Source organism: Pseudomonas sp. 2725 (assembly GCF_050434585.1).
Taxonomy (GTDB): domain Bacteria; phylum Pseudomonadota; class Gammaproteobacteria; order Pseudomonadales; family Pseudomonadaceae; genus Aquipseudomonas; species Aquipseudomonas jessenii.
In genome coordinates, this window is the sequence record NZ_JBNDIV010000005.1 from 331,538 (window position 1) to 356,156 (window position 24,619).

Sequence of the window (24,619 nt, forward strand, 5' to 3'; positions counted from 1 at the left end):
AACGCCACCATAAAGCCATTATCCATGAGCCTTTAGTCGCGAACGTTGCAGCAGATCAATAGAAGAACCGGGAAATCGAAGACGGCAGAAAACAAAGATCGCAGCCTGCAACAGCGCCCTACTTCAATTGAATAGGAGCTGCCGCAGGCTGCGATCTTTTCAAGGCAGCCCGGATTAACGGGGCTGCCCCACAGAATCAGGCCTGACGCTGGTGCTTGTCGATTTGCTCGTGACGTTCCTGAGCTTCGATGCAGTACTTGGTGGTCGGGCTGATCAGCAGGCGCTTGAGGCCAATCGGCTCGCCGCTGTCGTCGCACCAGCCGAAGCTGTCTTCCTTGATGCGTTCCAGCGCTTGTTCCAACTGAGGCAGCATGCGCTGATCGCGATCGATCGCATTCACCAGCCAGGTGCGCTCTTCTTCGACCGAAGCCGCGTCTGCCGGATCGGCCGGGGTGTCCAGGCTTTCGATGGCGATGCGGTTCTGTTCGATGCGCTCATGGGTTTCGACTTTCATGTTCTGCAACAGCTCGGAGAAAAAAGCATGTTGCTCGGCATTCATGTAGTCATCCGCCGGCATGGCCAGCAACTTGTCCTTTGTCATTGATATCTCTATAAAAAAACGTGCATTAAGGCGAATTAGGGAGCGTTCCGGCAGGCCTGGGCAGGCCATCGGAAAGGCGCCGTTTGTTCCAAGCGCCACCCGGCACTCAATTTACGAGGGGCGGCAGTCTAAGGCCGACTTGAGGCCTCAGCAACTGAAAAGACAGCGAATTTGTCCGACAAAGCCCTGAAAATGCTCTACGGCAGGCTTTGAGGCGGTAATCGGAGTGCGTTTATAGCAAGAAATTCAATCGAGCGGCTGTATATAGATGACAAACGGCCTGGACCGGGCATTTTTCACTGTCATTTGCAGGGCTGCGAACCTCAGCTAAGGTTGTCCCTCCCGAAATGGCCATATAAAGGAAAGGACCATGAAGCTGATCGGTATGCTTGATTCGCCCTATGTAAGGCGCGCCGCCATTTCTGCCAAATGCCTGGGAATCACGCTGGAACATCAATCGGTCTCGGTGTTCCGCCACTTCGAACAATTCCAGCAGATCAACCCGGTGGTCAAGGCGCCCACCCTGGTGCTGGATGACGGTGAAGTGTTGATGGATTCGACGCTGATCATCGACTACCTGGAAACCCTGGCCAAAAAAAGCCTGATGCCCGCCGAACCGGGTCAACGCCTGCGCGCGCTGCGCCTGATCGGCCTGGCGTTGGCCGCCAGCGAAAAGTCCGTGCAGCTTTACTACGAGCGCAACCTGCGGCCGGCAGAGATTCAATTCGAACCCTGGGTGCAGCGGGTCGAAGGACAGCTGACGGCAGCCTATTCGGCGCTGGAGCGGGAGCTGGAAAAACAGCCGCTGAAGACTGACGGTCCGATTGAGCAGGACGGCATCACGCTGGCGGTGGCCTGGAGCTTCACCAATCTGGTGGTGCCGGACCAGGTGAGTGCGGCGCAGTTTCCGCGGATCGCAGCGTTCACGAAGTATGCCGAGGAACTAGAGGTGTTTGTCAGTACGCCGATTGACTGACAGATTCGTTTTGCCTGATCTGCCGTCATCGCGAGCAAGCTCGCTCCCACAGTAATTTTCGTCGTACGCGGGCTTTGTGTTCGACATCAATCCGTTGTGGGAGCGAGCTTGCTCGCGATGGCGTCGTGTCAGTCGACACATGAATTGCCTGTCAGCCCGCTATCGCGAGCTAGATGAAAGTTAATTTATTAAGTCGCGGGCAATTCTTGGCAAAATGCTCGCAACTTCGTATTGAACTGCTTATCAGGCCAGCCCTATGACCCGCATCTTGACCATCGAAGACGACGCCGTGACCGCCCGGGAGATTGTCGCCGAACTGAGTAGCCACGGCCTCGACGTCGACTGGGTCGACAATGGCCGCGAAGGACTGGAGCGTGCGGTCAGCGGCAACTACGACCTGATCACCCTCGACCGCATGTTGCCCGAGCTCGATGGCCTGGCGATCGTCACCACGCTGCGGACCATGGGCGTGGCCACGCCGATCCTGATGATCAGCGCGCTGTCCGACGTCGATGAGCGCGTACGCGGCTTGCGCGCCGGCGGCGACGACTACCTGACCAAACCCTTCGCCACCGATGAAATGGCCGCCCGGGTTGAAGTCCTGCTGCGCCGGCAGAACACCGTGACCGCCCAGGCCACCACTTTGCGGGTGGCGGATCTGGAACTGAACCTGATCAGCCACGAAGCCAGTCGCGACGGTCAGCTGCTGACGCTGTTGCCCACCGAGTACAAACTGCTGGAATTCCTGATGCGCAACACCGGGCAAATCCTCTCGCGGATGATGATTTTCGAAGAGGTCTGGGGTTACCACTTCGATCCCGGCACCAACCTGATCGACGTACACATCGGCCGTCTGCGCAAGAAGATCGACCCTCCTGGCAATGCCCCACTGATTCGGACCGTGCGAGGCTCGGGTTATGTCATTGCCGAACCCGTCTAAAGGCTGGCGCTCTTCCAGCAGCCGTCTGCTGGCGCTCTACAGTTCGCTGTTCGTGATCTGGAGCGGGATTCTCATGGGGGTCATGTACTACGAGGTTTCCGCTTACCTGGACAACCTGGCCAAGCATTCGCTGATGCAACGCCAGCACCTGTTTTCACGCTTCTCCGGCGAGCAACTGGTGGACGCCCTCGCCGTCAGCATGACCTTCGACATCCGCGGCATCGACGCCTACGGCCTGTTCGATGCCCGGCACCATTACCTCAGCGGCGCCCTGCGTTACATTCCGGACGGCTTGCCGCTCGATGGCAAGATCCACATGCTGCGCGATTGCGATGCCTCCGGCGACAGCGACGAGCAGACGCTGCCCGCCGACAGTTGTGACGCCGTGGCGACCCGCACCCTCGACGGCCGCTGGCTGGTGCTGGTGCGCGACAACGGTTCGTTGTTTGCCGTGACCCGGATCATCCTTCACGCCTTGTTCTGGGGTGTGACCCTGACTATCGTGCCGGGCATCGTCGGCTGGTATTTGCTGCGCCGCCGCCCGTTGCGGCGCATTCGCGGGATTCAGGCCAGTGCCGAGGCCATCGTCGCCGGCGACCTGAGCCGACGCTTGCCACTGTCCAATCGGCGTGACGAACTGGACATGCTCGCCGCCATCGTCAACGCCATGCTCGAACGCATCGAGCGCCTGATGAACGAGGTCAAGGGCGTGTGCGACAACATCGCCCATGACCTGCGCACGCCCCTGACCCGTCTGCGCGCGCAGCTTTACCGCATGCAGCAACAAGCCGGCGAGGGCTCGCCGCAGGCCATGCAACTGGACCTGGTGCTGGCCGAGGCCGATACGCTGATGGCACGTTTCCGAGGCTTGCTGCGGATCTCCGAGCTGGAAGATCGTCAGCGTCGCTCCGGTTTCGTCCAAGTGGACCCGGTGGCGTTGCTGCAAGAACTGCATGAGTTCTACCTGCCCCTGGCGGAAGACGACGACCTGGTGTTCCAACTTCACCTGCCCGCGTCATTGCCGCCCCTTAATGGCGACCGCGCGCTGATGTTCGAAGCGGTGGCGAACCTGCTCAGCAACTCGATCAAATTCACCCCGCCCGGCGGCGCAGTGATCCTGCGCGGGATCAATGATGGCGGGCACACGCGAATCGAAGTACTCGACTCTGGCCCGGGCATTCCCGAAGCGGAACGTGAAGCGGTGTTCCAGCGCTTCTATCGCGCCGAGGCGGGCAATCATAAAAGCGGCTTCGGGCTGGGGCTATCCATTGTCGCGGCGATTGTCAGTCTGCACGGGTTTACCCTGGAAGTGGGCAGCAGCGAACTGGGTGGCGCGCGGCTGGTGCTTGATTGTCGGGAGAGTCTGATTCCCCCGGCCTGATAAAAATCTGCCTGAACTGACACAAAACCTGTGGGAGCGAGCTTGCTCGCGAAGGCGATCCGTCAGGCAATGATGATTCGCCTGACACTACGCTATCGCGAGCAAGCTCGCTCCCACAGTTGATTGATGTCGTACGCAGCATTTTTGCTCACTGGAATCCAGTGTGGGGGCGAGCCTGCTCGCGATGGCGGTGCCTGTTTAAAGCACATGTTTAACGGCTGTCAGCGTAACTTGATGAAAGCTACAACGCCTTGCGCCATTGCCTACGGTTACGCCAGAATCCGCCGGCTTACGCGCCTTGAGTCCGGGCATTATCGTTAGCCGGTCGCTGAAAAACAGCGATCGGGTTTGGTAGCCCGGAGTACTGCGCGTAGCGCCACTTCAAGCAGTTGCTGCTTTTATGGTTGTCATGCGCAGGGCCTCTTCGGGGGCGCCGGTTCCAGTACTCCGGTCTACCAACCTGTGCATGGCCACCGCCCTTCGTTTGGTAGCGAAAGTGATGGCTCCAATTTTTACAGTACTGGAGTTCTATCGATGATCAAACCAACACCCAACCCCCCGGTAACAGATCCCGCCTCCCCCTACGAAAGCCCCGATTCAAAGCAATTCCACGAAGCCGCAGAACGCGCCCTCAATCACTACCTCAACCCCGCCGCCAACATCATGGCCACGCCCCACAAACCGTCCACGATGTTCACCATCAACCCCGGCATCGACACCGAAACCCTGCTGGCCCACGCCTGCGAATCACTGGCCTCAGCCAATGTGATGACCAACGATCTGGCGGGTTTTCTTGAGGGCTCGCACCGCAACACGCTGCTGGGTATTGCACAGGTCATCATGCTGGGTGAATTGGCGGTGAACCGGGCGCTGGATCGACTTGATCCGCCTGAGTAAAGCTCCGTACGTGTGGGAGCGAGCTTGCTCGCGATGGCGGCAGCACATTCAACATTTATGTAGCTGACACACCGCTATCGCGAGCAAGCTCGCTCCTACAGGGTTTGGTGCTTTACTGAAAAAACCCAACCCCACCGAGCCATCACCATGAACCGCAACGACCTGCGCCGCGTGGACATGAACCTGCTGGTGATTTTCGAAACCCTGATGTTCGAGAAGAACCTGACCCGGGCCGGGGAAAAGCTGTTCCTCGGCCAGCCTGCCGTCAGCGCATCGCTGGCAAAATTGCGCGATCTGTTCGACGATCCGTTGCTGGTGCGCAATGGACGCACCCTGGAGCCGACCCTGCGGGCATTGCAGATTCTCAAGGAATTGCAGCCGGCGATGGACACCATTTCCGGGGCGGTCAGCCGGGCCAAGGATTTCGAGCCGTCCACCAGCCGCGATGTGTTTCGTATCGGACTGTCCGACGACGCCGAATTCGGACTGTTTCCGCCACTGCTCAAGCAGATTCGTGAAGAAGCGCAGAACGTGGTCGTGGTGGTGCGCCGAGTGAATTTCCTGCTGATGCCATCGATGCTGGCCAGCGGCGAGATTTCCGTCGGCATCAGCTACACCACGGAATTGCCGGCCAACGCCAAGCGCAAGAAATTGCGCGACTTGAGCGTGAAGATCCTGCGCGGCGATGACCGCCCCGGCCCGTTGACCCTGGACGAGTTCTGCGAACGCCCTCACGCGCTGGTGTCGTTTTCCGGGGACCTGAGCGGTGCCATCGACAATGACCTGGCGCGGATCGGCCGTTCGCGCCGGGTGGTGCTGGCGGTGCCACAGTTCGCGGGGTTGCGGGCCTTGCTGGCGGGCACCGACATGCTCGCCACCGTGCCGGATTACGCGGCCAATGCGTTGATCGAAGGCAGCAGTCAGTTACGGGCGGACGATGCACCGTTTGATATCAACCTGTCCGAACTGTCGATGGTCTGGAACGGGGTCAACGATAACGATCCGGCAGAACGCTGGTTGCGCTCGAAAATTGCACAGCACATGGCGGCGCCACTATCGGGGCATTGATCGACTGCAGGAGCACCGGCTCGGACTCGCGCAGGTACACCGGCATGTCGGTCACCGGTGGCATGGCCGGAATCTCGAAGTACATCTGCACCACCCAGCCACGGTGATAGCTGGCGTGGTTGACCACGTGCATCAGCATCGCGCCGGCGCTCATGGTGCCGCTTTCGCCTGAGACAAAGGTGAATTCCAGGGGCTTGTCCAGGGAGGCATCGGTTTGCCGGGCACTCCAGTCGCAGTACCAGCGATCGATGTTTTTTTGCGCCATGCGCAGTTCGGACAGATCGGCATGCAGCAGGTCGTGTGAAGTCTTGAAGCCATGCCCCCGGCCCTCGAGGTGCGCCTGCCAGATGCAATCGACCACGTACACGTGATTGAGGGTGCCAATCATGTTTTTGAACACCGACACCCGTTCTTTTTTGACTTCGCCCGGAGGGAGCGCCGCGAGGCTGTCAAAGAGGCGCTGATTGGCCCAGCGCTTGTAATCGGCCAGCAGGCAGGCAGTGCGTACGGTGATCATCAGAGTTCTCCGATGGCAGTAAGCGCATCCCCTAGCATAGACCCGATGGCCACAAAGCAGCGCCAGCCCTGATCATCGGTCGTCCAGGTGTTTCACCACCAACTCGGCGAGCGCCAGGCAACTGGTCAGCCCCGGTGACTCGATGCCGAACAGATTCACCAGCCCGGGCACGCCATGTTCGGCGCGAGCGCTGATGAGAAAGTCGGCGCTCGGCTCTGTCGGCCCGCTGATTTTCGGGCGAATGCCACTGTAGGCCGGTTGCAGGCTGTTGTCCGGCAACCCCGGCCAATAGCGGCGGATCGCCTGATAAAAACCCTCGGCCCGATTGGGCTCGACGCGGTAATCAATGTGCTCGACCCATTCAACATCCGGCCCGAAGCGCGCCTGCCCGCCCAGGTCGAGGGTCATGTGCACACCCAGTCCGGCGCTCTCCGGGGCCGGATACACCAGGTGGCGAAACGGCGCCCGGCCGCTGAAACTGAAATAACTGCCCTTGCACAAATGCGCCCGGGGAATGAATGCCTCAGGCAGTCCGACGATGCTGCTCGCCACCTCGGGAGCGGACAGCCCTGCGCAGTTGATCAGTTCGCGACAGCACAGCGTCATGGGTTGACTGCCGCCCATGTGCAGCTCGAAACCCTGTTCGATGCAACGGGCCGACAGCAGCGGCGTGTGCAAGGCCAGCGTGGCGCCGAACCTCTGGGCATCGCCCTGGAGCGCCAGCATCAACCCGTGGGAGTCGACAATGCCGGTAGACGGCGACCACAGCGCCGCGACGCAGGACAACGCCGGTTCAAGTTCCCGGGCCTGCGGGCCATCCAGCCATTGCAGGTCATCGACACCATTGGCACGCCCCTGCTGCAACAGGCGCTGCAAAGCCGCGTGCTGCTGCTCGTCGGTGGCCACTATCAGCTTGCCCACGCGCCGGTAATCGACGCCGTGCTCATCGCAATAGGCATAGAGACGCTGCTTACCCTCCACGCACAGCCGCGCCTTGAGGCTGCCGTCCGGATAATAGATGCCGGCGTGAATCACTTCTGAATTACGCGAACTGATGCCCGTGCCGATCCCCTCACTCGCCTCGACCACCAGCACTTCCCGCCCGTTCCTGGCCAGGGCCCTGGCCACCGCCAGGCCGACCACGCCGGCCCCGATCACCACGCTTTGAATATCGACGTTCAACGACCTTGCCTCCCTCTCACCCCGTTCCTCGCTAATGCCAGGGAACTCTCGGCGACCGTCACGCATCCTAAACTATGTGGTACTTACCTTATGCTTCATGCTGTCGGAGGACACCGTCATGCGCCGCATATTTATCATTTCTTCCCTGGTACTTTGTTTACCCTTCGGCTCGGCTCTGGCCGATGTGGATGCGGGTGACGTCGCCACTTCCGCCGGGGTTTCCGCCTCGCTGTACTCGACGTTCAAAGACGACAAACTCATGATTCCCGCCCGGGATGACGCTTCCAGCTTCGTCGCCAGCGGCGGTGCGATTCGTGGTGCTTACCTGGAGGCACTGTTGAAAAAGGTCCGCCAGGACAATCCCGCCCTCAACAATGCAAGCGACGAAGACCTGGCCCGCGCCATTCTCGTCCAGGAAGGCGTTGCCACCGATCACTGAAGATCGTCATCGCCAGCGGTGGGGCTTGTGACACCGGGATAGCGTTTCCAGCCCTACCTGGCGTGCGTGCCAGTGGACAAACGTGCCCACCCGGCCACGATTTGAGCGTTGATACTCACCCCGCCGCACACCACGATCACCACGTCATTGGCGTCGGCAATCGCCGGGTGATCCAGGTAGGCAATCGCCAATGAAACCCCGCACGCAGGTTCGACCAGCTGACGCAAATCATTGGCGTAACGCACCACGCCCATGATCGCCTCATCATCACTGAGCACCACGCACTCATGGGGGAATTCGCCGATGTGCTTGACCGGCCAGGCGGCCACTTGTGCGGCGCCAAGGGAGGTGGCGACAGTGTCGATTTTCGGCAGTCTGACCGGGTGCCCGGCCGCCACCGCCGCGGCGAACGACGCCGCGCCTTCGGTTTCGCAGGCAACGATGCGGCAATCGGTGTGCCGATGACGTATCAGGCCGGTGAGCAGCCCCGCCAGCAAGCCACCGCCGCCCACCGATGTCACCAGCACATCCACTGGCGGGCAATCTTCGAGGATTTCATCGACCATGGTGCTGTGCCCTTCCCACAACACCGGGTGGTCGAAGGCCGGCACGAATTCAGTGCGCGGGTCCTGGGCGAGTTCCCGCGCCCGTTGATTGGCTTCGTCCCAGACCTTGCCGTGCACGATCACCTCGGCGCCGGTATTGCTGATCCGTGCCCGGGTGCTTTGCGGGGTAGTGTGCGGCACCACGATGCATGCCTTGAGCCCCAGGCATGCAGCGGCCATGGCCGTCGCCAGTCCCGCGTTACCGCCGGAGGGACAGACCACCTTGCGCTTGCCCTGCTGCGCCGCCCGGCTGCACAGCAACCCGATGCCGCGTATTTTGAATGAGCCGCCAGGTTGCAGGTTTTCCAGTTTCAGCCAGATGCGGCGGGTCGGGGTCGATAGGCCAGGGTGCAGGATCAAAGGCGTGCGGATGTGAAGCATATGGGCTCCTGTTACACGCCACCGGCTCGTCGAGCTTGCACGAGCCGGTGGTGAACGGTCCTCTCTCCCAAGCTTAGTTCACCCGGCCTCGGGGCGACCGCCTCAGCGATAGCGCGGCGCCGCCACGGAGTTGCCAAACAACCCGGACAGCGTCTGCCGCTGGGCTTCGTAACGGTCCCACTGGCTGGCATCGTGCAGGCCGGGAATGGTCACCACTTCGCCGGCTGCCAGGCCAACGAGCGCGGCATCGACCATGTCTTCGGCCGACATCACTATTTCCTGCGGCAGGTTTTCCACCGGGTTGCCGGCCTCGCTCCAGAAATCAGTGGCGGTTGCCCCCGGCAACACAGCCTGGATGCGCACGCCTTTGTCCGCCAGTTCATGCTGCATCGACTGGCTCAGGCTCAAGACGAACGCCTTGGTACCGCCGTACACGCCGTTGAGGATTTCCGGGGCGATGGCGACGATGGAGGCGATATTGATCACGGTGCCAGTGCCCCGGGCGACGAAGCCCGGCACCACGGCATACGCCAGGCGCATCAATGCTGTCACGTTTAGGTTGATCATCGCTTCCATGTCGTCCACGGGACTTCCAAGCAGCGACATGACGCCACCGACTCCGGCGTTGTTGACCAACAGGGTGATGCTGGCATCGCCGCGCAGGATCTGTTCGACCCGCAGCGAATCCGCCTTGTTCTTCAGGTCGGCGACAACCACTTCCACGGTGCGCCCGGTCTGGTCGCTCAAATGATTGGCCAGGGCATTGAGCCTGGTCCGGCTGCGGGCCACCAGAATCAGGTCGTAACCCTGCCGGGCGAGACGATCGGCATACACCGCGCCAATGCCCGAAGAAGCGCCGGTGATCAGTGCAGTACCTTTGGATGAGAGCGCCATGGTGCAATTCCTCTACGGTGAGGCGAGAGATTCGCCGGGTGCAGACCGTTATAAAGGGACTTACGACTGTCTCAAATGACGTTTAAAGTACGTTTTTCGGACATGAGCATTTGAGGGCAGCCCCATGATCAACGTGGCGTTCGTGGTTTTCGAGGGTTTCCAGTCCATGGCGCTGGCCGCCATGCCGGTGTTCGAGTACGCCAATTTCAGTGCCGCAGAGACGCTGTATGACGTGCGCGTGCTGTCCGAAAACGGTCACACCCTGCGTGCCTCCGGCGGTTTGAGCGTCGGCACCGAGGCATTCGACGAGCGCGTGTTCGACACGGTGATCGTGGTCGGCGGCGACTCGATCATCGAACAGGCGCCCGAAGCCGTGCTGGATTACCTGCGGGCCAGTATCAATTCGGCACGCCGCACGGCGTCGATCTGCTCCGGGGCGTTCGTCATGGCCCAGGCCGGCTTGCTCGACGGACGGCGGGCCACCACCCACTGGGCCTACGCCCGGGAACTGCAGGCACGGTTTCCGGCGATCAAGGTCGAGCCTGATCGCATCTATGTGATCGACGGTTCGATCTGGACCTCCGCCGGCATGACGGCGGGCATCGACCTCGCCCTGGCCATGGTGGAAAAGGACCACGGCGCCGAGCTGGCCCGGGCCGTGGCGCAGAAACTGGTGATGTACCACCGGCGCGCTGGCGGCCAGTCGCAGCACTCGGCGCTGCTGGAGCTGGCACCGAAATCCGATCGTATTCAAACCGTGCTCGGCTACGCCCGGGAACACCTCGCCCAGCCTCTTTCGGTGGAGCAACTGGCGCAAGTGGCCAACCTCAGCCCCCGGCAGTTCAGCCGGGCATTTCGCGCCGAAACCGGGCAATCCCCGGCCAAGGCCATCGAGAACCTGCGTCTGGAAGCGGCGCGACAGATGCTTGAACGCGGACGCCTGACCCTCGACCAGATCGCCCAGGAAACCGGGTTCACAGACCGCCGTCGCATGCGCGAAACGTTCCTGCGGGTGTTCGGTCAACCGCCACAGGTGATTCGGCGCAATGCGAGAGCGGAGGAGTTTGTGTAGGCGCCGGCTCGCCGGTCATATCCTCTGAAGCCGGTGTCGAGTCTTCAAACGCCTTCGCTGGCAAGCCAGCTCCTACAATGAAGGGAGGCACTTTCGCGTGTGAGGCACTTATGAAAATCTCGGCCAGACTGGCGTTTTTCGCCGTGGTCAGCACCCTCGCCTACCTTGGCCTGGCGATCTGGGGAATCGGTGGATTCGCGGCTTATTTTAGCCACGGTTCACTGCTCGTCATTGCCCTGGCCACCCTGATCATGGCTGTCGCGTCTCTGTTCACCGAGGTCAACCTGAGTTCGGGGGAACGCGAAGACCGGGCCAACCGCTGGGTCATTCCGGCCTTCGGGGTGATCGGGTTGCTGAGCGGCTTTCTGCCGGCCTATACCGACCGCATCGATTTCTGGACCTTTGGCGGTGAAGGCGTGCGCTGGTTTGGGGCGCTGTTGTTCATCGTCGGCGGCGCGCTGCGGTTGTGGCCGGTGTTTGTGCTGGGCAAGCGCTTCAGTGGGCTGGTGGCCATTCAGCCGGGCCATCGACTGGTCACCGAGGGGATCTACCGCAACCTGCGCAACCCCAGTTATCTGGGGATGATGGTCATCGGCATCGGTTGGGCACTGGCCTTTCGTTCTGGTGTCGGGCTGATATTGGTGGCGCTGACGCTGATCCCGCTGATTGCGCGCATTCACTCGGAAGAAGCCTTGCTGAGGGCGCAGTTCGGCAGCGAATACGAGGCCTATTGCGCCCGCTCCTGGCGATTGATCCCCGGGCTTTACTGAAGAAACGCAGGCCCCTGTGGGAGCGAGCTTGCTCGCGATAGCGTCTACCTGTTTGCTATTGATTTGACTGGAAAATTGCTATCGCGAGCAAGCTCGCTCCCACATTAGACGGCGTGCAGATGCAGACCTTCGGCATCCACCAGAACCCGCACCGATTCATAACTTGCCAACGTCGCATGCAACGTCTCGATCGGCTGCTCATGGGTCGCCGTGACAATCATCAAGTCCGCCCCCGCCGCCTCGGCCGCCAGAATCCCCACCGTGGCGTCCTCAAAAACCAGGCACTGCTCAGGCTCGACACCCAAGCGCCGGGCCGCGAGTTTGTACCCCGCCGGATCGGGTTTGCCGACCGTGACGTCCTCGGCCGTAATCATGACGTCAGGCTCCGGTATCCCCGCCGCCGCCATCCGCCGCAACGCCAGTTCCCGCGGGGCGGAAGTGACGATGGCCCATTGGCCGGCTGGCAAGGACCGCAAGAATTTCGCCGCGCCAGCCACTTCCAGTACCCCGTCGACGTCGACGACTTCCGCTTCGGTAATCCACGCGGCTTCGGCCTCGGCATCCACCCCGGGCAAGTCCAGGCGCCTGATGGTGTCGATGGCGCGGGCACCGTGAATGGTCGGCAGAAAGCTGTCGACATCGACACCATGGCGCACGGCCCAGGTGGTCCAGACCCGCTCGGCGGCGGCAATGGACGTCAGGACGGTGCCGTCCATATCGAACAGAAAGGCACGGTAAGTCGAGTTGAATACAGAGTGATCGGACAAGGAAAAGAACCTCGCAGGTGCCGGACGGATTTGCCCGGCAATGTAGCATCTGCGCGCAGATCAGTTGAGTCGTTTGGACTTGAAGGTCTGGCCCACGCAATCGAGCAGCCCGCCAATCATCCAGGGTTTCTTGATGAACGAGACCTCGTGCCTCACGCCTGCGCTTTCAGGGGTTTCGAAACCGGACATGATCATGATCGGCTTGTCCGGCCAGCGATCGCCGAACTGGTTGGCCAGGTCCGCGCCGTTGAGCGTCCCGGGCATGGTGATGTCTGTCAGCAGCATGCCCACCTGTGGCGCATGCTGTTCCAGATAGATCGCTGCCGCGTCCGCGCTGATTTGCGGCTCGACGACAAAACCTTCCTCCTGAAGAATCTCACAGAGAAACTCCAGGATCAGCGGGTCGTCCTCAACCACCAGAATCAACCCGCCAGGAAGATCCCCACCCGCCGTCGGTACTCGACTCATGACCGTGCCGCTCCCTGATTGCCTCGATGATTTCGCGGGTTCTGATCCGCCACCTAAAAGGTATGAGCAGCGGAATCGGTGGAAATTCATTTTTGATACAGCCAGATGACCGGCGCCAAGCGTCCGGATCAATCATCGATGTCCCTTTTGGGGATTCAGGTAGTTCGGGGCGACAAAAACCTGTGGGAGCGGGCTTGCTCGCGAAGGCATAGTGTCAGTCGCTATCAATGTTGACTGATACGCCGCTTTCGCGAGCAAGCCCGCTCCCACAGGGTCTGCGGTGCTTGGAATTACTGCGACATTTCGCTTTTTTTCATCGCATCCTTGGACATGGCGTCTTTTTTCATGCCTTCCTTGCTCATGGAGTCTTTGGACATGCCGTCTTTGGACATGGCGTCCCTGGACATCGAATCGGTCTTCTTCATCGCATCCTTGGACATGGCATCTTTGGACATCGAGTCCTTGCTCATGCTGTCCTTGCTCATGCTGCCGTTATCAACAGCAGTAGCGGCAAACACAGAGGCAGCACCAACGGCCAGGCACATGGACAGAACAACAGTGGTCAACTTTTTCATGATGGATCTCCTTGGAGCACGGGTTTGCGGACGGTGAATGTTTCGCACGTTCATCAGCTGCCACCGAACCAGTTGTAGCCCTGGTCTTCCCAGTAGCCGCCGCTGTAGGTGTTGCTGACGAAAATCGCCTGAATGTGTTTGGGGTTCTTGTAGCCAAGCTTGGTGGGCATGCGCAGCTTCATCGGGAAGCCGTATTCGCGCGGCAGCACCGCGCCGTCCCAGGTCAGCGCCAACAGGGTTTGCGCATGCAGCGCGGTGGCCATGTCGATGCTGGTGTAGTAGTCGTCGGCGCATTTGAAACCGACGTATTTGGCATCGGTGTCGGCGCCGATGCGCTTGAGGAAATCGCTGAAGCGCACGCCGCCCCAACGCCCGATCGCGCTCCAGCCTTCGACGCAAATGTGCCGGGTGATCTGCTCGGTCTGGGCCATGGCCCTTAGCTCTTCGAGGCGCCAGCTGCGCTTGTCGGCGACCAGGCCGGTGACTTCCAGGCGATAGCCCTCCTCCTCCACCGTCGGCGCTTCATCGATGCCGTAGAAGGCATTGAAGGGAAACGGCCGGGTGATCATCGATTCGGGATAGGTCGGCGCCATCGCGTTGGGGTTGAACAGCCAACCCTGCACCCGGTCGTTGAAGCGCGACATGGACGACAGCGCAGTCTCAACACTGTCGTTGTCAGTGATGTTGCAGCCGGACAGCATCGCCACGCCGCCAAGGGTCAGGCCGCGCAACAGGAACGAGCGGCGCGAGCGGTCCTCGATCTGTGGCGCGAGGATCTTGCGGGCATCGGTGAGGATCGAATCCTCGTCCAGCCCGGCTACCTGAATGCGCTTTTTCATACCTGCTCCTTGTGGCCGACGATCATGGCCCACAGCGTTTTTGGAACCAGTGCGACCATCACCAGATGCACCGCCACGAAGGCCACCAGCAATGCCATGGCGAAGAAGTGCACGCGACGTGCGCCCTCGTAGCCGAACAGCAACTCACGCAGCAGCGGAAACTGCACCGACTTCCACAACACCAGCCCGGAGAGCACCAGCAGGAGGATGTCGACCATCACGAACAGGTATGCAAAACGCTGCACCTGGTTGTAATGATTGAGGTCGGCGTGCCCGAGTTTTCCCCGCAAGGCGGCCCACAGGTCGTGCAACACGCCTTTGGGCGACACCGGGAAGAAACGCCGCTTCAGGCGCCCGCTGAACAGGTTGAAGGCCAGGTAAATCAGACCGTTGATCGCCAGGAACCACATCGCCGCGAAGTGCCATTGCAGCGCGCCTGCCAGCCAGCCACCGAGGGTGATCGAATTGGGAAAGCTGAAATCGTAGATCGGCGAGGCGTTATAGATGCGCCAACCGCTGGTGACCATCACCAGCACCGCCAGGGCGTTGAGCCAATGGGTCAGCCGCAGCCAGCGTGGATGGCTGGCCTTGGGTGAAGCAGTTGTCTGCGACATGTCCGGCTCCCGTTTGTTGTTGTTCGTTGGAGCCGAGTATGGAAGCCGGAAGATCGCCAAATCCTCACGCAAAGTTAAATTAAACGTGATAACTCTCAGGACACGCGCCCCGCTTTCTGCCTCCCGACAATCAACCTCGTCATCAACGGACTTGAACGGCGCGTTGCGACATGACAGCATTCGCAACTGCAACAACTTCCCATTTGCGAATTATCTTCGTTCGAGGTTTCGTCGTGTCGGGCCAGTCCGCTTCGTCCCTTTCCGAGCTTTACCGTGGGCATCACGGCTGGCTTTTCGGCTGGCTGCGTAAAAAGCTCGGTTGTCCCGAAAACGCGGCTGACGTGGCCCATGACACCTTCGTCAAACTGCTGGGCCTGGACGTGCTGCCGACGTTGCAGGAGCCGCGGGCCTATCTGCTGGTGGCGGCCAATCGCCTGTTGATCAATCAGTACCATCGCCGCCAGGTCGAAGCGGAAACCCTGCGCAGCATGGCTGTTCTGCTTGATCAACAGACCCAGCAAGGCCCGGAACGGATCAACGCGATAAACCAGTTGCTCGGTAAAGTCCTGCTGCTCTTGCTGGAAGAACTGGAGGAGAAACCGCGCCAGGCGTTCCTGATGGCGCGTGTCGATGGCTGTTCTTATGCCCAGATCGCCAGGCACCTCAAGGTCTCAGAAAGCAGCGTCAAGCAGTACCTGGCCAAGTCGCTTGCGCACTGCCACGCCCGTCTGTTCGACGCCCTGCCCGATGGATTGAACGATGACTGACGGCCTTGTTCAGGAGCAGATCCGCGAGCAGGCGGCACTGTGGCTGGTGCGTCTGGACGAGAACCCGACGACTACCGAACTGGCCGAATTCAACGCCTGGCGGGACGCGGATGCACGCCATGCGCAACTGTTCGAACAACTCCAGCAACTGTGGCAATCGCTGTCACCGCCCGCGAAAACCCGGCCTCGTCGCGCTCGGCTGATTGGCGCAGCGCTGGTGTTACCGGCGGCAATCGCCCTCGCCCAGTTCCTGCCGGTGCAAACCTGGATCGCGCCCGGCACGCAGGCACCGATGTCGCCCCGCGCCCAACTGATCTTCCATGACAGGCCATTGCCCGAGGTACTGGCCGAAATTGAACGGCATCGTCGGGGCATTATCTGGGTGTCGGATGCGCAATTGCAGGCCCTGCGCTTTACGGGCGTGCTGCCGGCACAAGACAGCGATGCCGCGCTGGCGTTGTTGCAGGCGGCCTTGCCGATACGCGTCGAGAGTTACAGCCAATTGCTAATCCAGGTGCGCAAACGCTGAGTCTCTGGAAAGAGCCTCGAAAAAAATCTTCAAGACAACTGCCCGATTTCATTTCAGCCCGGTCATTGGAGTTAATACAGTCGATTCCATGGGCAACAACAATGACCAACCAGACCTTTTCCCTCTTTCGCCTGAGCGCTCTGGCACTGGCCTTGAGCTGCGCCGCACCGGCCTTCGCCGACACCGCGACAGACACCTGGCACTTCGAGCTGACGAGCCAGCCGCTGGAAACCGCGCTGACGGCGCTGGCCACTCAAACCGGGCTCTCCATCGGTGTCGACGCAGCACTGCTGCGTGGCAAATCGGCGCCGTCGCTGCAAGGTGACTACAACGCTGAACAGGCGCTCAATGCCGTGCTGCGCGACAGCGGCCTGCAATGGCGCTTCAGCGGGGACAACAGCGTCATCCTGCAACCGGCGCCGGCACCGATGGAACTGGGTAACGGTCCGCTGGCGTTGTCCGATACGGTGGTTTCCGCCACCCGCAGCGAAGCCAGCATCGCCTCGATTCCCGGCACCGTGCAGCTGATATCGCAAAAGGAAATTGCGCAACAGTCCGCTGCCGGGCGCAACGTGGCCGACATTCTCGGCACGCTGGTCCCGGGTTTGGCGCCCTCCTCCGGGACCATGAGCAACTATGGCCAGACCATACGCGGACGTAACGTGCTGGTGCTGATCGATGGTGTATCCCAGAACGCCAGCCGCGATGTGTCACGCCAACTCAACAGCATCGCGCCATCGAGCATCGAGCGCATCGAAGTGGTCTCAGGCGCCAGCAGCCTTTACGGTGCCGGCGCTTCCGGGGGGATCATCAACGTCATCACCAAACGCAACGAAGGACAACCCTTGGCATTGAGCAGTCGCGTGGGCATCAGCAGCGCCGACAATTTCAATAGCAAAGGCTTTGCCTACGATGTCTTCCAGAGCGTGACCGGGCGTGAGAAAGCCTTCGACTGGTACCTGTCGGCCGACCTGTTGCAACGCAACGATCAGTTCGACGGCAACGGTAATCGCATCGCCCAGGAAGCTTTTCAGGGCAGCAACATGGACACCGAAAGCCATGACCTGCACGCCAGATTCGGCTTTGATCTGGATGACGATCGACGCCTGAGCCTTTCCTTGCAGGAATACGAGGACAAGCAAGACACCGGTTACGTGGCCGGCGTTCGCAATGGTGAGTCAGTGGCGGTCAAGGGTTTGCAGCTGAGTGATCAGCCGTTTACCCATAATCAGGCGGTGAACTTCAATTACAGCGATCAGGATCTGTTCGGCCAGCAATTGCAGGTGGAAAGCTACTGGCGCAAACAAGAGGCACGTTTCTTCCCTTACAACTGGGGCGCCAATGCCGGGGTCGTCGCCTCCGAAAGCCAGGCCGATGTCTATGGCGTGCGCACCGCCGTGGACAGTGCGTTGCCCTCGATTGGCAGCGCCACCGGCAGCCTGGTCTGGGGTGCCGACTTCGAGAATGAACGCATCAGCCAGCACGGCGACCGCTACAGCGTCGATGGGCTGGTCTATACGCCGACGGGTCAGCGCTATGCATTCGGCCCCGACATCGAAACCAACACCACCGCGCTCTTTGCCCAGTCGAGCTGGGACATCGGCGACTGGACACTGCGCGGCGGTGCGCGGCATGAATGGATTCACAGCGACGTCGCCGACAGCATTGCCTTTGGCGGCATCTGGCAAGCGGGGGTGACCGAGGTGCTGCCGGGCGGTACGCTGAAGTACGAAGACACCCTCTACAACCTCGGCGCGGTCTATCACATCAGCAGTGCGCAGGATGTTTTCGTCAATTTCAGCCAGGGTTTCTCGTTGCCCGATGTCCAGCGTTTCCTGCGTGATGTTCGCGGCAGCTATGACATCCAGGACCTCAACGCCCAGGCCATCAAGGTTGACAGTTACGAACTGGGCTGGCGTGGGGATTGGGACTCGCTGCAAGGCAACATCACCGTGTTCGAAAACCGTTCCGACGTGACTCAGTACTACGATTCCGTCACACGTGCGCAGCGTCTTATCGACCAGAAAGAACGCGTGCGTGGCATCGAGACCAGTCTTGCCTATCACCTGGACGATGCCTGGTCGCTGGGCGGAACCTATGCCTGGACCAAAGGTGAAACCCATCAGAACGGCGAATGGCGCGACCTGCCGGCCACCCGCATCTCACCCGCCAAAACCACGGCCTTCATCGCCTATGAGCAGAGCGACTACAACCTGCGATTGCAAGCCCTTCGCCTGGAAAGCTACGACGCCGGATTCCAGGACGGGAACGGTCGTAAAATCGAAGGCTACACCACGGTCGATCTGTTGGCTGGCGTGGCGCTACCGGTCGGCAAACTGGACCTGGGCATCTACAACCTGAGCGACCGCAACTATCAAACGCTCTACATGCAAGCCAATGCCGCCGCGCCATACCCGAATGCCGAAGGACGTCGATTGGCCGTCAGCTATTCGGTGGACTGGTAAACGCTTGCGCTAACGGTTCGTTGAGGGGGCAATTGGGTTTAGAATGCTGCCCCTTTCACGCCACCGAACCGACCCGATGAACCCTGAAGCCCTCGCCACTCTCAACCAGCACCTGCTGACCGCCCTCGCGGCAGCCCCCACCGAAACCCGCCGCCTGTTCCACGGCCGTGGCCGCTGCTGGCCAGGGCTGGAGCAAGTGACCGTGGACTGGTTGCAGGGCGTCGTGCTCGTGGCGCTGTTCAAGGAACCGGAAGCGGCGCAGCTGGAAGACCTGAAGCAGTTGCTGATGGCGATCACCGAGTCAGCGCAATGGGCCCAGTCCGGCGCCCACACCCTGTTGCTGCAACATCGCTACCTGCTGCAAAGCACCACCGAGTGGCTGCTGGGGGACGTCATCGAGGAAATGACCATCACCGAGGGTGGCCTGAAGTACCGGGTGGACCTGGGCCGCAAACAGAACACCGGGCTGTTCCTCGACATGCGCTACGGTCGCGACTGGGTGCGGGCCAATGCCGAGGGCAAGCGGGTGTTGAACCTGTTCGCCTACACCTGCGGTTTTTCGGTGGCGGCCATCGAAGGCGGCGCGAGCCACGTGGTCAACCTCGACATGTCGAGCCCGGCCTTGAACCGTGGCCGTGACAACCACCGGCTCAACGGCCACGACATGAGCAAGGTCAGTTTCCTCGGCCACGACCTGTTCAAGTCCTGGGGCAAGGTGATCGGCAAAGGCCCGTACGACCTGGTGATCATCGACCCGCCGTCGTTCCAGAAAGGCAGCTTTTTGCTGACCAAGGACTACCAGCGAGTGTTGCGCCGATTGCCGGAATTGCTCAGCCCCCAGGGTACCGTGCTGGCGTGCATGAACGACCCGGCGTTCGGTGCTGATTTCCTGATCGATGGCGTGACACACGAGGCGCCAAGCCTGCGGTTCGAGCAACGGCTGGAGAATCCGCCGGAGTTTCCGGATACCGATCTCGAGTGTGGGTTGAAGGCGTTGGTGTTTCGGCAGTAACACCGAGTCATGCCCTTCGCGAGCAGGCTCGCTCCCACAATGGAATGCAGTTCAACTGTGGGAGCGAGCCTGCTCGCGAAGGCAACGGCCTGGTCAACCGGACAATCCGGATTAACGCGGCCGCAACACCAGTGCAAACAACTCGCCATGCCCGTTCACGTTGAGCTTGTGATAGAGGTTGCGCCGATGCACCTTCACCGTCTCCGGGGAGATGCCCATTTGCTGGGCGATGGCCTTGCTGGAGAACCCCTGGAGAATCAGGCGCGCGGTTTCGATTTCCCGCAGGGTCAGGCGTGCGTCGAAGCGATCGAGCAAGGTCGCCAGATCGCCGGCCGGTGGTTCGGCGACCGGCCCTTCCAGTGGCAGCAAATCCAGGTGTCGGCGCATCGCCGCCAGCACCCAGTCACGCACGCACAGCAGACGGCCCTGCTCCTCGAGGCTGAAGCGTGTCGAACGCCCCAGGGACAGGCCGAGCACGGCGCCATCGACGTTGACCATGAACTGCAATTCATCCCCACCGACCACGGTGCTGAAGTAACTCAGGTAGTACTCACTGTGCTGGAACTGGTCGGGGGCCACCGAATCAAGGCTGTGCAAGCCGTCGGCGATGCCGGCGCAAGCGGCTTGGTAGAACGGATCAAGCAGGTACATGCCGGCGCGGTAGTCCGCCAGCTCTTCCTGCTCATCACTGTTGCCCTTGGCATCGAAGTCAATCAGCAGGCGCGGCACATGCCCCGGGCGCATCAGCGCCACCAACGCGTTATCCAGCGGCACCAGCAAGCGCAGGGTATCGACCAGCGCACGCCAGAAACTGTCCTGCCCCACCGCCGTAAAGACCCGCGCCAGCCCCTGATGCACCGGCAACTCTTTCAACAACGCGTCCACGCACTACCCCTTTTGAGTAACCCATGATGGGAATGGGTGAAGGCCACCCCGGTCGATACGCTGCAAACTCCTGAATACCACCGGCCGCAACAGGCCAGGAGTGCCGCATCATGAGTCGTCACCGCTTGTATTTCAATCTGGGGTTGGGTGCCTGTCTGGCGGTTTCGCTGTCGGCTTTTGCGGTCGAAGCCCCGACGGTGCACGTGTACAACTGGTACGACTACATCGGTCCCACCACCTTGCAGGACTTCAAGCGTGACACCGGGATTGCACCGGTCTACGACACCTTCGACAGCGCCGAAGTGCTCGAAGGCAAGTTGCTCACCAGCCGCAGCGGCTACGACGTGGTCGTGGCCAGCAACTTCAGTTTGCCTACGCTGATCAAGGCCGGCGCCCTCGCCCCCCTGCCCCGTGCGCAGATGCCGGACTACAAGAACATGGACACCGAACTGCTGGCGAAACTGGCCAACAACGATCCGGGCAACCAGTACGCCGTACCCTACCTGTGGGGCACCAACGGTATCGGCTACAACATCGACAAAGTGCGCGCGCTGCTGGGTGACAAGGCGCCGGTGGATTCCTGGGACCTGGTGTTCAAGGAAGAGAACCTGGCGAAACTCGGCGAATGCGGCGTGGCCATGCTCGACTCGCCGTCGGAGATGCTGCCGGTTGCCCTGCACTACCTCGGCCTGCCGCCCAACAGCACCAACCCCGAGGACTACAAGAAGGCCGAAGCGCTGCTGCTGAAACTGCGTCCGCACATCGCCTACTTCAACTCGTCGAAGTTCATCAGCGACCTGTCCAACGGCAACATCTGCGTGGCGGTGGGCTGGTCCGGCGCGATGCTTGAAGCCAAATCCACCGCCGAGCAGGCCGGCAACGGCGTGAAGATCGCCTACAGCTTGCCGAAGGAAGGCGCGCCGGTGTGGTTCGATACGCTGGTGCTGCTCAAGGACGCTCCGCACCCGGAACAAGGCTTGGCCTTCATCGACTACCTGATGCGCGCCGAAGTCATCGCTCCGGTCAGTGACCACCTCAACTACCCCAACGGCAACCGCAGCGCCACCACACTGGTGGCCGAAGCGACCCGCAGCAACCCGGCCGTCTATCCGCCCGCCGAAGCCATGGCCACCTTGTTCACCCTCCAGCCACTGCCACCCGCTACCGAGCGCGTGCGCACGCGGATCTGGAGCAAGGTCAAAAACGGTCAATGACCGGACACCACAAAATCCTGTGGGAGCGAGCTTGCTCGCGATAGCGGTGGATCAGTCGCCATGGATGCTGAACTTAGCGACCCCATCGCGAGCAAGCTCGCTCCCACAGTGTCCGTGGTGTCCAAAGAATACTTTTTCTGCCACGAATCGAAGATGAGAAAAACCATGAAACCACGCGCCCGCGACCTGAACATCCCGATCGGTCAACTGCAACCCGGCCCGCTCAATGCCATCACTGACGTCCCCGGCGTACGGGTCGGCCACAGCGACGTACGAGGCCGCACGGCCAATGGCCGCGACATCCTCACTGGCGTTACCGTCATCGAACCGCGCGCCGGTTCCACCAGTCAGCAACCCTGCTTTGCCGGCGTGCATGTGCTCAACGGCAACGGCGATGCCACGGGGCTGGAGTGGATACGCGAGGCAGGCTTGCTGACCAGCCCCATCGCCTTCACCAACACCCACAGCCTGGGCGTGGTGCGCGACGCGCTGATCGTGCTCGACCGCGAGCAGCAGCCGGATGACGGGCGCCTCTACTGGAATATGCCAGTGGTGCTGGAAACCTTCGACGGCCTGCTCAACGACATCAACGGTTTTCACGTGAATCCTGAACACGTGGCCCAGGCCGTGCGTTCGGCGGCGGGCGGACCGGTGGCCGAAGGCAATGTCGGCGGTGGCAGCGGCATGATCTGCCACGAATTCAAGGGCGGCATCGGCACCGCGTCGCGCCGCTTGAACAGTGCCCAGGGCGGCTGGACGGTGGGGGCGATTGTCCAGGCCAACCACGGCATTCGCAATGAGTTGCGCGTCGATGGCTACCCGGTCGGGCGCCACATGGAACAGGTCGATTCGCCGTTCCTCAAGGCCTCATTGCCCCATCCGGGCATGGGTTCGATCGTGGTCAGCCTGGCCACCGATGCGCCGTTGCTGCCGCACCAGTGCACACGCCTGGCCCAGCGCGCCAGCCTCGGCCTGGCCCGCACCGGCGGCGGCAATGAAGACCACAGCGGCGACATCTTCATCGCCTTCGCCACCGGTAACGATCACGTGCCACCGGCTGCCTACGAGAGCAAGAAAGCACCGACCACCCACAATCTGAGCATGGTCAACAACGACCACATCAGCGAGCTGTTCCTGGCCGCCACCGAAGCCGTGGAAGAAGCCATCATCAATGCCCTGCTAGCCGCCGACACCGCCGAAGGCAACGGGCATGGGGTGCAGGGGCTGGATGCCGAAACCTTGCTCAAGGCGTTGCGCCGCGCCGGCTGGCCGGGGGATGCGACTAGCGGTACTTGAGTGAAACACTCGGTCTTTTTAGGATGAACTTACGCAGCCGCTTGCTTGCGCAAGCCGCTGCGTAGGTGGTGAGTGAACTGAACCCCTACCAAGCTCACCACTTGTTTCATGCGCATCTTGAGCCTCACGGCTCCACTTCCTCCCCATCAAGAGCTTTGAGGCTCTTTTTTTACCTCTGAAAACCAACACTGTTCATTGTGGGAGCGAGCTTGCTCGCGATAGCGGTGGGGTCAGCCACAGTAAATGTCGACTGACCCGGCCTTATCGCGAGCAAGCTCGCTCCCACAGGGGGATTTGTGGGGGTTTAGGAGAGTGCGATCAGACCAGGCGCAATCGAGGGCCTGCGGCCGGCACCGCATCGTCACCCAACCGCCCCCGCACAAATGCCTGGGCCTTGCGCGTCAGCTGGTCCAGATGCCGGTCGCGCTGTTTTTCCGCGTCGGTCATGGCCCGCTTGCCATGCTTTTGCAGCAGGTAGGTATGAATCTGCCGCACTTCCAGCGAGCTGTAGATCGACGCCACATCCAGCAGCGCCATCAAGCCAGCGGTAGCGTGGTCGCGAGTGTTCATCAACACCTGGGTCGCACGCACGCCCACCACCTCAAAGCCCATCGCCTCGAAATACGGCACCTTGGCCACCGAGCAGGTCAGCTCGGCATGGGGGTAGCGACCGACCATTTCCCGCAGCATCCGCCGGGCCACGCCCTGGCGCCGATACTCGGCCTGCACCGCCATGTACGCCACGCCGCAGGCCTCGGGGTCGTCCTGCACCGGCAGGTACAGCACAAAGCCCGTCACCTTTTGCGGGTCGTCTTCGTCCGTGGCGACGATCAACTCCACGGCAATGCCTTTTTCACCGTTCAGCGCTTCCAGATACAGGTGCACCTCATAGCCGATCGCGTATTGATAGAGGTTGTACAGCAGGTTGCTGGGCGGGATCGCGACCATGCTGATGTCGGTCAGGTTGTCGACCACCATCTGCAGGATCTGGCTATTGATGTGCTCGGGGCACGGGGTCTTGAAATGGCTGATCAGGGGCATTGCGGTGACAGGCTCCGGGAGGCAAGGGCCGCCTATCATAGCGCGCCCGGCACGTCCGGTCCGAAGGTGATGGACAGACATCCACCCTCCTTGAGCCATGCGCATCATTTTCAAGGCCGACAACAGTGAGTCCGGCACACATTGTGCTGGATGAACTTGCCTCTTCGCGATCAGGCCTGTTCCTTCAGGGGACAGCGGTATTGCCCACACCTCAATCTGCTGTGGGAGCTCGCCTGCTCGCGAAAGCGGTTACCACTACACCGACCTCGGGTATGAACGGGGGAGAACGGGTGGGTGAAAGCCCCCAACTTTGAGGATTCCCACCTACTGCGCCATCAGGACCAAAACCCGAACCGCCAGCCTTTTGATATCAAACAGGTTTTTGTTTCCCCCAAATTTCCCCGCGATTGGCGCACCTATTGCA

Annotated in this window: 26 protein-coding genes; 14 read left to right on the forward strand and 12 right to left on the reverse strand. The window is 61.1% G+C overall.

Translation table 11 applies throughout. The features are described from left to right. Positions 1 to 196 precede the first annotated feature (196 nt). Positions 197 to 601 carry a TraR/DksA family transcriptional regulator gene (locus ABIE16_RS16350; protein WP_007935965.1) on the reverse strand — a complete coding sequence of 135 codons (405 nt, stop codon included), beginning with the start codon at positions 599 to 601 and terminating at the stop codon, positions 197 to 199. Between the two features lie 370 nt (positions 602 to 971). Between ABIE16_RS16350 and ABIE16_RS16355 the strand changes: the two genes are divergently transcribed. From ABIE16_RS16355 to ABIE16_RS16375, 5 genes are all read left to right on the forward strand, one after another. Then, a complete protein-coding gene (locus ABIE16_RS16355) occupies positions 972 to 1,577 on the forward strand; it encodes a glutathione S-transferase N-terminal domain-containing protein (protein WP_429521554.1) in 606 nt (201 codons plus the stop codon). Positions 1,578 to 1,833: 256 nt separating this feature from the next. Then, on the forward strand, positions 1,834 to 2,517 hold the full coding sequence (locus tag ABIE16_RS16360; protein ID WP_090456447.1) for a response regulator transcription factor: 684 nt from the start codon (positions 1,834 to 1,836) through the stop codon (positions 2,515 to 2,517). After that, complete coding sequence (locus ABIE16_RS16365; RefSeq protein WP_429521555.1) at positions 2,495 to 3,898, forward strand: sensor histidine kinase; 1,404 nt, start codon at positions 2,495 to 2,497, stop codon at positions 3,896 to 3,898. The genes ABIE16_RS16360 and ABIE16_RS16365 overlap by 23 nt, the downstream gene beginning before the upstream one ends. A 534-nt stretch (positions 3,899 to 4,432) precedes the next feature. Then, positions 4,433 to 4,795, forward strand: a complete 363-nt coding sequence (locus tag ABIE16_RS16370) for a DUF6124 family protein (RefSeq protein WP_429521556.1) — start codon at positions 4,433 to 4,435, stop codon at positions 4,793 to 4,795. A gap of 147 nt (positions 4,796 to 4,942) precedes the next feature. Next, a complete protein-coding gene (locus ABIE16_RS16375; protein WP_154862318.1) occupies positions 4,943 to 5,863 on the forward strand; it encodes a LysR substrate-binding domain-containing protein in 921 nt (306 codons plus the stop codon). On the opposite strand, the gene ABIE16_RS16380 is transcribed toward ABIE16_RS16375, so the two are convergent. Next, positions 5,784 to 6,380: a DinB family protein gene (locus tag ABIE16_RS16380; RefSeq protein WP_090456455.1), complete on the reverse strand. Its 597-nt coding sequence runs from the start codon at positions 6,378 to 6,380 to the stop codon at positions 5,784 to 5,786. The genes ABIE16_RS16375 and ABIE16_RS16380 overlap by 80 nt on opposite strands. Before the next feature lie 72 nt (positions 6,381 to 6,452). Beyond that, positions 6,453 to 7,562, reverse strand: coding sequence for an NAD(P)/FAD-dependent oxidoreductase (locus ABIE16_RS16385; RefSeq protein WP_429521557.1), 1,110 nt, complete (start codon positions 7,560 to 7,562; stop codon positions 6,453 to 6,455). A gap of 118 nt (positions 7,563 to 7,680) precedes the next feature. Between ABIE16_RS16385 and ABIE16_RS16390 the strand changes: the two genes are divergently transcribed. Beyond that, entirely contained in the window at positions 7,681 to 8,001 is a 321-nt protein-coding gene (locus tag ABIE16_RS16390) for a DUF2388 domain-containing protein (protein WP_150815279.1), read from the forward strand. A gap of 53 nt (positions 8,002 to 8,054) precedes the next feature. Here ABIE16_RS16390 and ABIE16_RS16395 read toward each other — a convergent pair whose 3' ends face one another. Together ABIE16_RS16395 and ABIE16_RS16400 are read right to left on the reverse strand one after the other, a co-directional pair. Then, on the reverse strand, positions 8,055 to 8,987 hold the full coding sequence (locus ABIE16_RS16395; RefSeq protein ID WP_429521558.1) for a pyridoxal-phosphate dependent enzyme: 933 nt from the start codon (positions 8,985 to 8,987) through the stop codon (positions 8,055 to 8,057). A gap of 102 nt (positions 8,988 to 9,089) precedes the next feature. Beyond that, positions 9,090 to 9,881: an SDR family NAD(P)-dependent oxidoreductase gene (locus ABIE16_RS16400; protein ID WP_429521559.1), complete on the reverse strand. Its 792-nt coding sequence runs from the start codon at positions 9,879 to 9,881 to the stop codon at positions 9,090 to 9,092. Between the two features lie 124 nt (positions 9,882 to 10,005). On the opposite strand from ABIE16_RS16400, the gene ABIE16_RS16405 reads away from it, so the two are divergent. Both ABIE16_RS16405 and ABIE16_RS16410 read left to right on the forward strand, forming a co-directional pair. After that, on the forward strand, positions 10,006 to 10,953 hold the full coding sequence (locus tag ABIE16_RS16405; RefSeq protein WP_090456464.1) for a GlxA family transcriptional regulator: 948 nt from the start codon (positions 10,006 to 10,008) through the stop codon (positions 10,951 to 10,953). Positions 10,954 to 11,063: 110 nt separating this feature from the next. Next, positions 11,064 to 11,723, forward strand: coding sequence for a methyltransferase family protein (locus ABIE16_RS16410; protein ID WP_429521560.1), 660 nt, complete (start codon positions 11,064 to 11,066; stop codon positions 11,721 to 11,723). Between the two features lie 104 nt (positions 11,724 to 11,827). Here the strand turns inward: ABIE16_RS16410 and ABIE16_RS16415 are convergent, their stop codons facing one another. From ABIE16_RS16415 to ABIE16_RS16435, 5 genes are all read right to left on the reverse strand, one after another. After that, positions 11,828 to 12,490: an HAD-IA family hydrolase gene (locus ABIE16_RS16415; protein WP_429521561.1), complete on the reverse strand. Its 663-nt coding sequence runs from the start codon at positions 12,488 to 12,490 to the stop codon at positions 11,828 to 11,830. Between the two features lie 60 nt (positions 12,491 to 12,550). Continuing rightward, positions 12,551 to 12,958, reverse strand: coding sequence for a response regulator (locus ABIE16_RS16420; RefSeq protein ID WP_429521562.1), 408 nt, complete (start codon positions 12,956 to 12,958; stop codon positions 12,551 to 12,553). A gap of 290 nt (positions 12,959 to 13,248) precedes the next feature. Continuing rightward, complete coding sequence (locus tag ABIE16_RS16425) at positions 13,249 to 13,533, reverse strand: pentapeptide MXKDX repeat protein (RefSeq protein WP_429521563.1); 285 nt, start codon at positions 13,531 to 13,533, stop codon at positions 13,249 to 13,251. 53 nt (positions 13,534 to 13,586) lie between these two features. Beyond that, positions 13,587 to 14,372, reverse strand: coding sequence for a molybdopterin-dependent oxidoreductase (locus ABIE16_RS16430; RefSeq protein ID WP_090456473.1), 786 nt, complete (start codon positions 14,370 to 14,372; stop codon positions 13,587 to 13,589). Then, on the reverse strand, positions 14,369 to 14,986 hold the full coding sequence (locus ABIE16_RS16435; protein WP_429521564.1) for a cytochrome b/b6 domain-containing protein: 618 nt from the start codon (positions 14,984 to 14,986) through the stop codon (positions 14,369 to 14,371). Before ABIE16_RS16435 ends, ABIE16_RS16430 begins: the two co-directional genes overlap by 4 nt. A gap of 170 nt (positions 14,987 to 15,156) precedes the next feature. Between ABIE16_RS16435 and ABIE16_RS16440 the strand changes: the two genes are divergently transcribed. The 4 genes from ABIE16_RS16440 (at position 15,157) to ABIE16_RS16455 (ending at position 19,759) form a co-directional block, all read left to right on the forward strand. Next, on the forward strand, positions 15,157 to 15,753 hold the full coding sequence (locus ABIE16_RS16440; RefSeq protein ID WP_256353385.1) for a sigma-70 family RNA polymerase sigma factor: 597 nt from the start codon (positions 15,157 to 15,159) through the stop codon (positions 15,751 to 15,753). After that, positions 15,746 to 16,282: a DUF4880 domain-containing protein gene (locus tag ABIE16_RS16445; RefSeq protein WP_429521565.1), complete on the forward strand. Its 537-nt coding sequence runs from the start codon at positions 15,746 to 15,748 to the stop codon at positions 16,280 to 16,282. The genes ABIE16_RS16440 and ABIE16_RS16445 overlap by 8 nt, the downstream gene beginning before the upstream one ends. A 101-nt stretch (positions 16,283 to 16,383) precedes the next feature. Continuing rightward, positions 16,384 to 18,747 carry a TonB-dependent receptor domain-containing protein gene (locus ABIE16_RS16450; protein ID WP_429521566.1) on the forward strand — a complete coding sequence of 788 codons (2,364 nt, stop codon included), beginning with the start codon at positions 16,384 to 16,386 and terminating at the stop codon, positions 18,745 to 18,747. 76 nt (positions 18,748 to 18,823) lie between these two features. After that, positions 18,824 to 19,759: a class I SAM-dependent methyltransferase gene (locus ABIE16_RS16455; protein WP_429521567.1), complete on the forward strand. Its 936-nt coding sequence runs from the start codon at positions 18,824 to 18,826 to the stop codon at positions 19,757 to 19,759. A 111-nt stretch (positions 19,760 to 19,870) separates the two neighbouring features. On the opposite strand, the gene ABIE16_RS16460 is transcribed toward ABIE16_RS16455, so the two are convergent. Further along, a complete protein-coding gene (locus ABIE16_RS16460; RefSeq protein ID WP_090456486.1) occupies positions 19,871 to 20,644 on the reverse strand; it encodes a helix-turn-helix transcriptional regulator in 774 nt (257 codons plus the stop codon). A gap of 110 nt (positions 20,645 to 20,754) precedes the next feature. On the opposite strand from ABIE16_RS16460, the gene ABIE16_RS16465 reads away from it, so the two are divergent. Both ABIE16_RS16465 and ABIE16_RS16470 read left to right on the forward strand, forming a co-directional pair. Beyond that, entirely contained in the window at positions 20,755 to 21,858 is a 1,104-nt protein-coding gene (locus ABIE16_RS16465; RefSeq protein WP_429521568.1) for an extracellular solute-binding protein, read from the forward strand. 165 nt (positions 21,859 to 22,023) lie between these two features. Next, complete coding sequence (locus ABIE16_RS16470) at positions 22,024 to 23,154, forward strand: P1 family peptidase (RefSeq protein ID WP_429521569.1); 1,131 nt, start codon at positions 22,024 to 22,026, stop codon at positions 23,152 to 23,154. Positions 23,155 to 23,472: 318 nt separating this feature from the next. On the opposite strand, the gene ABIE16_RS16475 is transcribed toward ABIE16_RS16470, so the two are convergent. Next, positions 23,473 to 24,195 carry a GNAT family N-acetyltransferase gene (locus ABIE16_RS16475; protein WP_102671368.1) on the reverse strand — a complete coding sequence of 241 codons (723 nt, stop codon included), beginning with the start codon at positions 24,193 to 24,195 and terminating at the stop codon, positions 23,473 to 23,475. Positions 24,196 to 24,619: the final 424 nt, after the last annotated feature.

Bases quoted from the DNA above. Each gene is read 5' to 3' on its own strand.
- ABIE16_RS16430 (WP_090456473.1), bottom strand. From the start codon at position 14,372: ATGAAAAAGCGCATTCAGGTAGCCGGGCTGGACGAGGATTCGATCCTC.
- ABIE16_RS16395 (WP_429521558.1), bottom strand. From the start codon at position 8,987: ATGCTTCACATCCGCACGCCTTTGATCCTGCACCCTGGCCTATCGACC.
- ABIE16_RS16360 (WP_090456447.1), top strand. From the start codon at position 1,834: ATGACCCGCATCTTGACCATCGAAGACGACGCCGTGACCGCCCGGGAG.
- ABIE16_RS16420 (WP_429521562.1), bottom strand. From the start codon at position 12,958: ATGAGTCGAGTACCGACGGCGGGTGGGGATCTTCCTGGCGGGTTGATT.
- ABIE16_RS16435 (WP_429521564.1), bottom strand. From the start codon at position 14,986: ATGTCGCAGACAACTGCTTCACCCAAGGCCAGCCATCCACGCTGGCTG.
- ABIE16_RS16390 (WP_150815279.1), top strand. From the start codon at position 7,681: ATGCGCCGCATATTTATCATTTCTTCCCTGGTACTTTGTTTACCCTTC.
- ABIE16_RS16440 (WP_256353385.1), top strand. From the start codon at position 15,157: ATGACAGCATTCGCAACTGCAACAACTTCCCATTTGCGAATTATCTTC.
- ABIE16_RS16450 (WP_429521566.1), top strand. From the start codon at position 16,384: ATGACCAACCAGACCTTTTCCCTCTTTCGCCTGAGCGCTCTGGCACTG.
- ABIE16_RS16355 (WP_429521554.1), top strand. From the start codon at position 972: ATGAAGCTGATCGGTATGCTTGATTCGCCCTATGTAAGGCGCGCCGCC.
- ABIE16_RS16455 (WP_429521567.1), top strand. From the start codon at position 18,824: ATGAACCCTGAAGCCCTCGCCACTCTCAACCAGCACCTGCTGACCGCC.
- ABIE16_RS16465 (WP_429521568.1), top strand. From the start codon at position 20,755: ATGAGTCGTCACCGCTTGTATTTCAATCTGGGGTTGGGTGCCTGTCTG.
- ABIE16_RS16370 (WP_429521556.1), top strand. From the start codon at position 4,433: ATGATCAAACCAACACCCAACCCCCCGGTAACAGATCCCGCCTCCCCC.
- ABIE16_RS16350 (WP_007935965.1), bottom strand. From the start codon at position 601: ATGACAAAGGACAAGTTGCTGGCCATGCCGGCGGATGACTACATGAAT.
- ABIE16_RS16400 (WP_429521559.1), bottom strand. From the start codon at position 9,881: ATGGCGCTCTCATCCAAAGGTACTGCACTGATCACCGGCGCTTCTTCG.
- ABIE16_RS16375 (WP_154862318.1), top strand. From the start codon at position 4,943: ATGAACCGCAACGACCTGCGCCGCGTGGACATGAACCTGCTGGTGATT.
- ABIE16_RS16380 (WP_090456455.1), bottom strand. From the start codon at position 6,380: ATGATCACCGTACGCACTGCCTGCCTGCTGGCCGATTACAAGCGCTGG.
- ABIE16_RS16425 (WP_429521563.1), bottom strand. From the start codon at position 13,533: ATGAAAAAGTTGACCACTGTTGTTCTGTCCATGTGCCTGGCCGTTGGT.
- ABIE16_RS16445 (WP_429521565.1), top strand. From the start codon at position 15,746: ATGACTGACGGCCTTGTTCAGGAGCAGATCCGCGAGCAGGCGGCACTG.
- ABIE16_RS16475 (WP_102671368.1), bottom strand. From the start codon at position 24,195: ATGCCCCTGATCAGCCATTTCAAGACCCCGTGCCCCGAGCACATCAAT.
- ABIE16_RS16410 (WP_429521560.1), top strand. From the start codon at position 11,064: ATGAAAATCTCGGCCAGACTGGCGTTTTTCGCCGTGGTCAGCACCCTC.
- ABIE16_RS16470 (WP_429521569.1), top strand. From the start codon at position 22,024: ATGAAACCACGCGCCCGCGACCTGAACATCCCGATCGGTCAACTGCAA.
- ABIE16_RS16365 (WP_429521555.1), top strand. From the start codon at position 2,495: ATGTCATTGCCGAACCCGTCTAAAGGCTGGCGCTCTTCCAGCAGCCGT.
- ABIE16_RS16405 (WP_090456464.1), top strand. From the start codon at position 10,006: ATGATCAACGTGGCGTTCGTGGTTTTCGAGGGTTTCCAGTCCATGGCG.